The organism is Ammoniphilus soli (genome assembly GCF_040813775.1).
The window spans coordinates 80,216-92,023 of the sequence record NZ_JBEGDL010000014.1; the positions used below are offsets into that span (position 1 = coordinate 80,216).

The following is an 11,808-nucleotide window of genomic DNA, read 5'->3' on the forward strand; positions in this document are numbered from 1 at the left end:
GTATTACGATAAATTCATTGCTAAGCGATGGCTAACTAGATTTGCAGCGGGAAACAAGCATGAAAGGGGAGGTTTTAAATGGTAAAGATGGTAGATCAAGCAGAAGCAGTAAAGGCTCAAGAAGAACAAGCGAAATACAATGAGTTTGTTGCAAAGATTGAGCGTGGGGAGAAAATTGAGGCAGACGATTGGATGCCAGAAGAATATCGTATCCAATTAATTAAATTGATCGCTATGCATGGAATTAGTGAGATTATGGGAGCGTTACCGGAAAAGGAATGGGTACCTAAGACTCCAACCTTGAAAAGAAAGCTATCTTTGATGGCTAAAGTTCAGGATGAGATGGGACATGGGCAGTTGCTGATTCGTGTTGCCGAGGACCTCATGGCGCCTCTTGGAAAATCGAGAGAGAACATCATGGCAGACTTGTTCTCCGGACGTTTAAAGTTCCACAACGTTTTCCATATGGATGGGAAGACTTGGGCTGATGCCGCTTTAATCGGCTGGCTGGTGGATGGAGCAGCGATTGTTACACAGAAGATGTTAGCGCACACTTCTTATGCACCGTATGCTCGAGCACTGAAGCGAATCATTTTGGAAGAACGCTTCCATGCCTACCACGGAGAAGATATGGTCATCAAGCTTGGTGACGGAACAGAAATGCAGAAGGAAATGATGCAAGACGCCCTGAACCGCTGGTGGCCAGCCCTGTTGATGTTCTTTGGACCACCTGAAAATGGCGGATTGAAGAGCAACCAGGAGCAAAATATTCAATTCAAAATCAGATTTAAAACCAATGAAGAATTAAGACAGGAATTCTTAGATAAATATGTGCCGCAAATTCGTGCGCTTGGACTAAAGGTTCCTGATGAAAATATTTATTATGACGAAGAAAAGAAACAATGGATCTATACACATGCTGATTATACGTACCTAAGAGATGTGATCGCGAAGAATCAAGGGCCTAGATCCCAGAATCGCTTAAATCTAAGAAAGATCGGTTTCGAAAAGAACGCCTGGGTAAGAGAAGCCCTACTTAAAAAGCAAGAGGAAATCAGCTAAGGAGAGGTGAAATCGATGAGTAACCAAGAGATAAAAGATTACGATGTTTATGAGGTATTCAGCCAAAAGGATTTGACATCCAAATTTGAGAGCCAGTTCAGTCTTCTGGCTCCTACACCGGAAATTGCCTTAAGTATGGCCCAGGACAATTTCTTACGCCGCGAAGAGGTTCCAGCTAACCTTTTTGTAGTCAAGAGAGAACATATTCATTATATGAGTCCGGAAAACCGCCAAGCTCTGCATCGTTTGGAAAACAAAGATTACCGTCAGCCTGCACATTACGGATTTATTCAGAAGAAGTGGCGCGAATTAAGAGAAAAAAATACACCGAATGCCAACGTATAGGGGAAAAGGGAGGGGTAGTAACCGTGACTAAAATATATCAAACACCAGAGGAAGCAAAGCAAGACCAACAGTATTTAAACACATTGGCAGAATTGATTTACCAATTAGCGGATGATGATCTCATCATCGCTCACCGTGGTTCGGAGTGGTTGGGCTTGGCTCCCCATATTGAAGAGGACGTGGCTTTTTCCTCAATCACGCAGGATACAATGGGCCATGCCGCTATGTACTATGAAATGCTCGAGGAGCTCGGGTTTGGCAGAGCTGATGATATTGCCCACCTTCGAAAGCCGGAAGAATATCGAAATGCAGCTTTGACTGAGCGTGTGAATGGTCAAGGACATTACAAAGAAAACCCTGATTACGATTGGGGATATGCCATTATCAGAAATTATGCTTATGAAGTATTCAAGAAAGCTCGTTTAGATTCTTTAGAGCAATCTTCCTATGCTCCACTAGCGGATACAGCAAAAAAGATCAAGAGAGAACAATTCTATCATTTATATCACTGGGAAACATGGATTGACCAACTATCCAACAGTACTGAAGAAGCTCAACGCCGTTTGAATGCAGCAATCAAGAAGACATGGAAAGACGTAGCCTCCCTATTTGATTTAGGACCGAAAGGAAAGCAAATGGTAGAGCTTGGTTTAATTGAATCAGGGGAAGCGTTGAAAGCGAAGTTTATCAGTCGCATCCAAGCCAAGTTAGAAGGCGCTGGATTAGATTGGCCAGGTGAGTTTGGTCCTTTGGAAACAACAGGAAGAGAAGGAAAGCACTCGCAAGAATTTGTTGATGCATTGAATGAATTAAACGAGGTTTACAAATTGGATCCACAAGCAAGCTGGTAAAGGGAGTTGATCACCATGCAAGAAGCTTTAGCGTCCCTTGAAAAACAAGTTTGGGATAAACTACAGCTGGTTACAGATCCTGAAATCACTTCTGTCAGCTTAATCGAAATGGGTATGGTAGAAAAGATTGAGATTACCGATAGCAAAGTGACCGTTCAAATGATTCCTACGTATATTGGCTGTCCGGCTCTTAATATGATGGAAAATGACGTAATCAATGAGGTATCACAAATTGAAGGGATTCAAGAAGTAGAGGTGATCTTCCTTCGAAATCCCATCTGGACATCCGATCGCATCACAGCGGAAGGCAGAGAAAAGCTCAAGGAGTACGGTATTGCACCGCCACCCCTTGAGTCCAAGCAAGAGGGAATATGGGAGATTGAATGTCCCTACTGCAATTCTCCCAAAACGGTCATGAATAATATTTTTGGACCAACGGCCTGCAGGAGTATCTTCTACTGCAATACATGCAAGAATCCATTTGAAGCGATCAAACCAGTCTAGGAACTGCTTAATATATAAACAACAATCATGGGAGGGCATTATGTCAGATCTAGTAAAAAAGATGTACATCAACGGAGAATGGGTACTAGCAGAAAGCGGAGAAACAACTGAAGTCATCAACCCGGCCACAAGTGAACCAGTTGGTGTGGTTACCTACGGAACGGATGTCGATACAGCGAAAGCAATTGATGCAGCCCATGGCGCTTTTAAAGGCTGGTCTCAGCTTACAGCACAAAAAAGATCAAAATTGCTCTATAACCTATATGAGTTAATCCGCAAAAACCGCGATGAGTTAGCTGCCATTATGTCTGCAGAAATGGGCAAGCCGCTTGGGGAAGCGAAGTTTGAAGCGCTTGGGGCGGCAGACAATTTCATGTGGTATGCGGAAGAAGCGAAGCGCGTATATGGTGAGACGATTCCTTCCACGGTAGATAATAAGCGTATCATGGTTATCAAACAGCCTGTTGGCGTAGTTGCTGCCATTACTCCTTGGAATTTCCCAGTGAATATGTTGGCGCGTAAAATTGCTCCAGCTCTTGCTGCAGGTTGTACCGTTGTCGTAAAGCCAGCTATGAAAACCCCTCTAAGCGCGATTCGCATGTTTGAATTGATGGAAGAAGCAGGCTTCCCTAAAGGTGTTGTAAACCTTGTACTAGGTAAGGCTAGTGCTATTGGTAAAGAAATTGTCGACAATCCAAAGGTAGCTAAAATTACGTTTACAGGTTCCACAGAAATCGGTAAGCAGCTTATGGAAGGAGCAGCGAAACAAGTCAAGCGCATTAGCATGGAGCTTGGTGGGCATGCACCATTCATTGTATTCGATGATGCAAATATTGACGCTGCGGTTCAAGGATTATTTGAAAGTAAATATCGTAACACCGGACAAATGTGTATTTGTACGAATCGCTTATACGTTCAAGAATCGATCGTTGAAGCTTTCACAGAAAAGCTTGTTGCTCGCCTAAAGAATACAAAGGTTGGCGATGGACGCGTGAAGGGTGTAGAGATTGGTCCTTTAGTTGACGAGAATGCCCTAAACAGCGTACTGGCTCACATTGAAGATGCTAAGGCAAAAGGCGGTAACATTGCATTTGGTGGAAATCGCTTAACAGATGGAGAATATGAAAAAGGATTCTTCCTTGAGCCAACGGTAATTACAAATGTAACACCTGACATGAAAGTCTGCTATGAAGAAACGTTTGGTCCAGTTGTGCCGGTGATTCCATTTAAGGATGAAGCGGAAGTCATTCAAATGGCTAATGACACGACATTTGGATTGGCTGCTTATGCTTATACCCAAAACAACAGCCGCTGCTTCCGCATTGCTGAAGCTCTGGAGTATGGTATTGTGGGCATCAACGATGGATCCCCTACCCAAACCCAAGCACCATTTGGCGGGTTCAAGGAAAGCGGAATTGGCCGTGAGGGCGGACATTACGCAATGGAAGGCTTCCTAGAAACGAAGTTTGTTTCATTCGGAATCTAATAGAATACAAAAATGAGGATGTTGAAGGGCAGGTACTGAAAGTATCTGTCCTTTTTTCATGGAAAAGTTCATAAAAAGTATGACAAAAATCACATACGCCGTTATATTCTCGTCATATAATAGAGTCAGATTAATGACCTAGGGAGGTATGACGATGTATCCTGAGACAGTTAAACTTTGTAAAAAAGAGAATTTTTGCTTATTAACAGTAGACCAATCGGCAATCAATCAAGAGAATCATGAGTTGTTGGTAAAATCTTTTCTAGCTTCTCAGCATAAGCAAGGGGAACGGACAGTCTCTAATATTCTAGAAGTTCTGCATGAATCCAATGAATGGTCCGAAGTGGAGATTTGCAGCTGCTCTTCTCATACTTGTGCTTTACTAAAAGGCTCCCAATGTATATCCCGCGCTTTGGATAAACGGTTTTGGTCCCAGTTGGACAGTGAAGTGACAAGCGTGGACCAGGATCATATTTATATTAAATTAGGTATGTAATGGGAGGGGAGAATAAAAAGGTTACGCTTTGGATGCGGTTATGGTGTAATCTGAAGTGTTAAAACGTGTTAAAACGTCGAATCTAAAAATATACCTGCTACTTTCTTTCAAATATCGACCTCCTTATCCTTCATTTTTAGGCTGCCGCTAGGCAGCTTTATTTTTTGGCCGAGGAGAACGTAGATATCGCTCGCAGGGTGTCGAACTCTTTTTTAAAACTAGCCATTTTCTTACAATTTACACCTCTTTCCAGGCTTGTCCTAGCCATGTAAAATAAAGGTAACAAAGCAAACGGACGTCATGACCTAGCCCGGGATCAGGTCACTGTCAGTCATCATTAAAAAACATTAAGGGAGAGTGTGAATTATGGAAAAGCTCAATGTAAAAGTTGGTTTGGTATTCACTCAAGTTATGTTTTGTGATGGACAGGGTAGAACTCATTGCCATCAGGTGATGACAGACTTGGCTAATCCTTGGAAAAGCATTAAAGAAGTGTTGGGGCGGGTTAAGAAAACCCTATATTATAGTCAGTCTATAGCAGAAGATAGTCCCATTGATCTCATCAATATTGAACTTAAATATAAGAATGTGAACTTTATGAGTATCCTGCAATCATTAAGAGAAGAGTTAAGGTTCTATCTATCAGAAGGTTGTCTCGTGTCTATTCAAACTATGGAAGAAAATGAGGAGGCGGCAGAAATGGAAGAATTGCAAATGGTGCAAGGAAGACAGTTAGCTTATTTAAGAGCGGCGGATGAACTAGAACAAGATCTTATTTCTGTGTTTTATATGGAAGGCGTTCTCTTTCCGCTATACCGAAAAGAGAAAGGCACTATATTCATAGAACAAGCCGTGGAACATGGAATGGAAGAGCGAGAAAGAATCCCATTTGGGGGAAAACGTATACAACTCGGATGGAATATGGGAAGGAAGCAGTGTTCCACTTGGAAGGGATCGAAGCATCGTCGCGGGTCGCCAAATGTAAATTATATGCCTAGCGGGGAGGTGGGCCAGAACACGGTCAGGCTCTTGGATGGGTGAAATACGATAAACTAATGGAAATGGAGGTGTATACGGAACAAAAGTCACGGTATTGCTATTAAATAAGAGAGGAGGTTTAGGGTATCTTTTTCTTGCAAGAATGCAACAGCATTTGAAATCACTTGGAAAGGAGGAGCAAAAGACGCGGTTTTCTGATTCATTTTAAATCTATATGTTGAGACATAGATACCTATGTCTTTTTTGTTTTTTAGTAAACTATTTTTTGTCATTTGCTGTCGATGGGCTGCAAAGTTTGTAGAAGGATTTCAGAACGCTTGGAAGGGCTTTCTGTTAAAATTAGGTTATGCCAAATATAAGATGGAGGTCTATTATGAGATATACTTGCGAATACTGTTGTAAGATTTTTCGAACCCCCTCAAAATGTCCGGGATGTGGAAGTTCTAAGGTAAAAACGATTGTTATCGTTAATCAGAAGAATACAAGAGAGAATTTGAGCTCATAGTATAACCTGTCTACTCATACCTTATTTCCTCCCATATGATTAGCCGCGAACTGATACGCTGTTTAGAATATTAGAATGTTTTTTGGGTAATAATACTAATATCCCCCATTATTTTTCTGTTAAGGAGCACATGTGGCTCCTTATTTTTTTTCTATTGAAGAATTATATTTTTGATTTTACCTATGTGTTGCTGGCAGGCAGGAACCCCCACCTGTCTTGTGCATATCCTATATTTAAACATCACGGCAATGAGGTGAAAATATGGAAGCTAAGATCGCCTATTTTTCGGCGGAATTTGGAATAGACACCTCTTTACCCATCTATTCCGGAGGATTGGGGGTATTGGCGGGAGATCATGTAAAGGCCGCTAACGATCTAGGTGTTCCGTTAATAGCAGTTGGAATATTGTATCGCAAAGGGTATTTTCAACAGGGAATAGACGGGATGGGGAATCAGCAGGCGTTTTACCCTGAACATAAGCCCGAAGATCTGCCAATTCAACCGGTACTGGATGAAAAGGGACAGCCTAAAGCAGTTAGCGTTCCGATTGCAGGAAGGACGGTTTTCTTAAAGATTTGGCGCGCCGATGTAGGCCATGTTCCTGTGTATTTATTGGATGCCCATAATGAGAGGAATGATAAGGAGGACCAAGGATTAACGAACCATCTGTATGGAGGAAATACGGATACAAGAATCGCACAGGAAATCATTTTGGGGATTGGCGGGGTACGATGTATTCGTGCGGTGGGAGAAGAGCCTGACGTATGGCATATGAATGAAGGACATTCGGCTTTTATGGCCCTTGAGAGAATCCGAGAATATTCAGCGCAAGGTATTCCCTTTGAAACAGCGATAGAAGCGGTTAAAGCATCGACCGTGTTTACGACACATACACCCGTTCCGGCAGGGCATGACCATTTTTCCTTTGAACAGATGGATCGTTATTTAGGTGAATTCTACTGGCAATTAGGAACGACAAGGGAAAACGTGTTAGAACTTGGCCGAATCGAAGACCGGTTTAATATGACAAGGTTAGCTGTAAATATGGCATGCAAAGTCAATGGAGTAAGTAAGCTTCATGCTGAAGTGACAAAAGAGCTTTTCCATCAATGGACTCCCTCTATCCCTAAGCAGCACATTCCTGTTGTTCCTATTACAAATGGAATCCACACAAAAACCTGGTTATCAAAACGAATGGCAGAGATGTATGACCGTTATCTTTCCCCTGATTGGAAAAATAGGATTGCTGAGAAGAAAATTTGGGATAGAGTAAAGAGTATTCCTGACGAGGAAGTTTGGCAGGCCCACCAGCAAGCCAAAAGGGAAATGATCGAGGAACTTGACTTGCCTATTTCGGAAACGACTTTAACCATTGGTTTTGCTCGCAGGTTCGCTACGTATAAACGTGCTTTATTACTATTTAGGGATATGGCGCGGTTGGAGCAAATTCTAGGACATCTGGAGCGACCTGTTGCCTTTCTGTTCGCAGGTAAAGCCCATCCGGCGGATGCACCAGGGCAAGAACTGATTCGGCAAATTTGGAAGCTTTCACAGGAGGATCGTTTTAAGAATCGGATCATCCTCTTGGAAAACTATGATATGGCGAAGGCTAAATATCTTATTTCCGGTGTAGATGTTTGGTTAAATACCCCTTTAAAGCCCATGGAAGCAAGTGGGACATCAGGGCAGAAAGCGGCTGTAAACGGCGTCATCAACTTTAGTGTCTTAGATGGGTGGTGGGCGGAAGGATATAATGGGGAGAATGGCTGGGCGATCGATGGCGGAAGCCATGAAAGCTTGGAAAAGCAGGACCAAGCAGACAGTGAAGAGTTGTATCGCTTGCTAGAGGAAGAAATCTTGCCTATGTATTACCATGACCAGCCTTCTTGGATAAAAAGAATGAAGGATTCGATTCAAACGCTAACGCCGGTGTTCAGTACCAGTTGCATGCTCGCAGAATATTGGGGGAAGTTGTACATTCCAACAGCCATACGAGGCAGGAGATTTACGGAAAATGGGCTGGATGTTGCAGCTCGTGTGGCCTCCTACAAAAAATTTATTCGTGAGCAGTGGCACCATGTTGATATCCAGCAGGCAGACCTTTCGCCAACCTCGCTTAACATCTCGGCCGTTCATTGTAAGGTTAGATTAGGTCCTATCTGGCATAAGGATGTACGTGTGGAAGCTGTCGGGCATAATGGAACAAATGGGCTATGGCGTAAGGAACTGCAAATGGTTAAAGAACTGGATCAGGGTTATTATTTATATGCAGGCAGCTTTAACGGGGCGATTGAAGATTGGAATCAAGCAGGGGCAAATATCCGAGTTTTGCCTATTAGCCAGGATTTCAGTCATGATTTTGAAATGGAATTGGTCAAATGGGGATAGATAAAAATGAGTCAGGTTTCACTCCATCTTAGCTCTAGTTTCTACTAGGGCTTATTTTTATTTAAATACTGGTTTAGCATATCATGTAGATTTCGTCGAAGTTAGCAAAAGACATGTTAATCCTCTCCTTTATGGATTTGTAGTAGATAGCTATATCGCCTTCTTGTACAAATTATACCATAATTACTTAGAATATCAAAAGATTCTGAATTTAGAAATATAAACTGTTTGCTTATAGTGAAAAAGAATCGGAGCAAGTGAGCTCCGAATTCTATCCACGATGATTCGCTTAATCTTTGCTCTGAATCACCAGCAGCAACCCAGATTCGATTTCAATCTGCCCAACCGGTTTCACTAAAACATTACTAACTCCTAAAGAATCGCCAATGGTAAGAGTAGCTTTATTCAATGGATATTGAAAGCCCGTAAGAGTGATACCTGTCACTTGCAGGCTGAGGGGAAGGAGGGAAACATGAGTAAAGTTACTTTTCTTAATCTGTAGACCTTTTTCCATAACACGAAGCTCATTTCTTTCGTCGATAATCCGGCAAGGGATTCCTTTCTCCAATCCTCTTCGCAATAAATGGACATTCGCTAAAGAGTGGTCGAATCGGGTTCCTAGAGCTCCAAGAAGAATGATTTCTTGTGCCTCTTGTTTCAAAGCCCATTCAAATGCCATTTCTGTATCGGTCTGATCTTTCATAATAGGGTCGCAGTCTGAAAATTCGCCAGAATGAAGGCGGATTTTTTCTCGTTCTTCCTCAGTAACCGAATCAAAGTCCCCTAAGGACAAGTATGGCTGAAAGTTATGCTGAATTAAAAATAATGCGCCGCGATCGACTCCGATGAGTTTGTCGCCTTTTTCTATTTGATCTAAGGCCCAGGAGCCTAAGTTGCCGCCGGTAAAGAGCAAAATTCGATTTGGTTCATTCATGAAGTGTAGCCCCCAAAAGGTTATAGTACTTATCTTTTAATTATACAATGGGATAGGGGCGAGGAAAAAGTTGTGTTATGATACTAGAAGAAAAAATGGAGAAAAGGTGAGTTAAAGGTGTCATTTACCAATTACCAACAAGTAGAACAAGCTATCTGGGAGATTGTCGAAAACGAAATTATCCAAGGGGAATTCATGAAGACCTTGTTAGCCGGGGAGTGGAGCTCTGAACAGGTGAGTGAGTTTGCCTTGCAATACAGTTACTACAGCCGGAATTTTCCACGCGTATTAGGAGCTGCTATAGCTGGCGTCATGCCGGAGGATGATTGGTGGGTGCCGTTAGTCGATAATCTTTGGGATGAGGCTGGCAGGGGGAATCCCAGAGCCTATCATTCCAAGCTCTATCATTCTTTTCTGGTAACTGCTGCTCCAACCGTCCCTACGAACGATAAATATGTGCCGGATCATCCGGTCTCGCCTGCAACAGTGGATGCGGTGGATACGTTTATCTCGTTCTTGCGCAGTGCTACTCCATTAGAAGCCATGGCTTCCATCGGTTTAGGCTCCGAGCTGTTTGCAGGCAAGGTAATGGGACTTATTGGGGAGGGATTAAGCCACCCGAATTATAATCAACAACAAAAGCTTAACGTTACCTTCTGGAAGGCCCATGCGGATCATCACGAACCGCGCCATTACCAATTGTGTAAAAATGTTCTTGAGCGCTTTACTTCATCTGGGGATTTGCAGGCCATCTATCGGGCGGGTGCCTATATTACTCGATCGGAAGCTCGTTTTTACCAAGGGCTGATGGATCGGATGAAAAGCTTTGTATAGTAAATAAGGGGTCAGACTGGGTCTGACCCCTTATTTATATCAAGTGGGCGTTCGGAAGGAGGAGCTGGAATAGTTGAAAAACTCCCGTTATCATCCAGACCCGACAGTCTCGGTTTTCCCACTATAGCTCAGCCCTTAGCCGAATGCCTTAACATTTCCTAAATGCCAGCGTTACATTATGCCCGCCAAATCCTAAGGAGTTGCTTAACACGACGCGAATGTCCGCAACTCTTGCTTGATTCGGAATATAATCCAAATCGCATTCCTCATCAGGCGTTTGATAGTTGATGGTCGGAGGCAAAATACCTTCTGTGATAGCTTTCACGGAGAAGATCGCCTCGATGGCGCCAGCAGCACCAAGCAGATGCCCTGTCATGGATTTGGTCGAGCTAATGGCTAGCTTGCGCGCATGGTCACCGAATACCGTTTTGATGGCTGCTGTCTCGTACTTATCATTATAGGGAGTACTGGTTCCATGGGCATTGATGTAATCCACTTCCTCTACCTGCAATTCCCCGTCCCGCAGGGCTAATTGCATGGCCCGTGCACCGCCTTCGCCATCTGGCGCCGGTGTCGTCATGTGGTGGGCATCACCTGTTGCCCCGTATCCAATAATTTCGGCATATATGCGAGCTCCACGTGAAAGGGCGTGCTCCAACTCTTCCAGGATGAGGATACCGCAGCCTTCTCCCATTACAAATCCGTCACGATCCTTATCAAATGGCCGGCTGGCCGTCTTCGGATCCTCATTGAAGGATAATGCCTTCATCGAGCTAAATCCGGCTAGAGCCATGTCCGTGATCGGAGCTTCACTTCCGCCGGTAATCATCACATCCGCGTCACCGCGCTGAATAACCTTAAATGCATCCCCAATGGAGTTAGCGCCAGAGGCACATGCAGTTACCGTACAGGAATTGATACCTTTTGCACCAAGGACAATCGACACTTGTCCAGAAGCCATGTCAGGAATGAGCATCGGTACAAAGAAGGGACTGACTCGCTTATAGCCTTTCGCTTCAAAGTTGCGGAATTGCTCTTCATAGCTTTCCATGCCGCCATTTCCAGATCCGATCCATACCCCTACACGCTCAGCATTGTCTTCAGTAATTTCAAGTTGAGCGTCCTTCACGGCCATAATGGAGGAAGCTACTGCAAATTGGGTAAACCGGTCCATTCTTCGGCCTTCTTTGAAATCAATAAATGACCCAATGTCAAAGTCTTTTACCTCAGCGGCGACTTTCACCGGAAATTTAGATGCATCTCTCCTTGTTAAAGGTCCGATGCCGCTTTGCCCGGCTAAGAGGTTTGTCCAAGTGGTCTCTACATCAAGTCCTAACGGTGTGATACAGCCCACACCGGTTACAACAACGCGCTTTTTTGTCATGTTACACTCTCCTAAAACCA

The 11,808-nt window shown here is 43.5% G+C and carries 11 protein-coding genes; 9 read left to right on the plus strand and 2 right to left on the minus strand.

The genetic code is table 11. From position 1 onward, the window contains the following. The first annotated feature begins 78 nt into the window (after nucleotides 1–78). The 8 genes from paaA (at nucleotide 79) to glgP (ending at nucleotide 8,636) form a co-directional block, all read left to right on the plus strand. Entirely contained in the window at nucleotides 79–1,062 is a 984-nt protein-coding gene (gene paaA / locus ABLT31_RS23535) for a 1,2-phenylacetyl-CoA epoxidase subunit PaaA (protein WP_462976527.1), read from the plus strand. A gap of 15 nt (nucleotides 1,063–1,077) precedes the next feature. After that, on the plus strand, nucleotides 1,078–1,407 hold the full coding sequence (locus tag ABLT31_RS23540) for a 1,2-phenylacetyl-CoA epoxidase subunit B (protein ID WP_367756326.1): 330 nt from the start codon (nucleotides 1,078–1,080) through the stop codon (nucleotides 1,405–1,407). A gap of 23 nt (nucleotides 1,408–1,430) precedes the next feature. After that, nucleotides 1,431–2,258, plus strand: a complete 828-nt coding sequence (paaC, locus tag ABLT31_RS23545) for a 1,2-phenylacetyl-CoA epoxidase subunit PaaC (protein ID WP_367756328.1) — start codon at nucleotides 1,431–1,433, stop codon at nucleotides 2,256–2,258. Nucleotides 2,259–2,273: 15 nt separating this feature from the next. Then, entirely contained in the window at nucleotides 2,274–2,762 is a 489-nt protein-coding gene (gene paaD / locus ABLT31_RS23550; protein WP_367756330.1) for a 1,2-phenylacetyl-CoA epoxidase subunit PaaD, read from the plus strand. Between the two features lie 40 nt (nucleotides 2,763–2,802). Continuing rightward, nucleotides 2,803–4,248: an NAD-dependent succinate-semialdehyde dehydrogenase gene (locus tag ABLT31_RS23555; protein ID WP_367756332.1), complete on the plus strand. Its 1,446-nt coding sequence runs from the start codon at nucleotides 2,803–2,805 to the stop codon at nucleotides 4,246–4,248. A gap of 154 nt (nucleotides 4,249–4,402) precedes the next feature. Continuing rightward, on the plus strand, nucleotides 4,403–4,744 hold the full coding sequence (locus tag ABLT31_RS23560) for a hypothetical protein (RefSeq protein ID WP_367756334.1): 342 nt from the start codon (nucleotides 4,403–4,405) through the stop codon (nucleotides 4,742–4,744). 366 nt (nucleotides 4,745–5,110) lie between these two features. Beyond that, nucleotides 5,111–5,785, plus strand: coding sequence for a hypothetical protein (locus tag ABLT31_RS23565; RefSeq protein ID WP_367756336.1), 675 nt, complete (start codon nucleotides 5,111–5,113; stop codon nucleotides 5,783–5,785). Nucleotides 5,786–6,509: 724 nt separating this feature from the next. After that, the gene (glgP, locus tag ABLT31_RS23570; protein ID WP_367756338.1) at nucleotides 6,510–8,636 is read left to right on the plus strand and encodes an alpha-glucan family phosphorylase; all 2,127 of its coding nucleotides are present in this window, start codon (nucleotides 6,510–6,512) and stop codon (nucleotides 8,634–8,636) included. 289 nt (nucleotides 8,637–8,925) lie between these two features. Here glgP and ABLT31_RS23575 read toward each other — a convergent pair whose 3' ends face one another. Next, nucleotides 8,926–9,570 (minus strand): thiamine diphosphokinase, encoded by a 645-nt coding sequence (locus ABLT31_RS23575; protein WP_367756340.1) that lies wholly within the window; start codon nucleotides 9,568–9,570, stop codon nucleotides 8,926–8,928. Between the two features lie 117 nt (nucleotides 9,571–9,687). Here ABLT31_RS23575 and ABLT31_RS23580 point away from each other — a divergent pair, with 117 nt between their 5' ends. After that, entirely contained in the window at nucleotides 9,688–10,404 is a 717-nt protein-coding gene (locus ABLT31_RS23580) for a TenA family transcriptional regulator (RefSeq protein WP_367756342.1), read from the plus strand. A 148-nt stretch (nucleotides 10,405–10,552) separates the two neighbouring features. Here ABLT31_RS23580 and fabF read toward each other — a convergent pair whose 3' ends face one another. Beyond that, entirely contained in the window at nucleotides 10,553–11,788 is a 1,236-nt protein-coding gene (gene fabF / locus ABLT31_RS23585; protein ID WP_367756344.1) for a beta-ketoacyl-ACP synthase II, read from the minus strand. Nucleotides 11,789–11,808 lie beyond the last annotated feature (20 nt).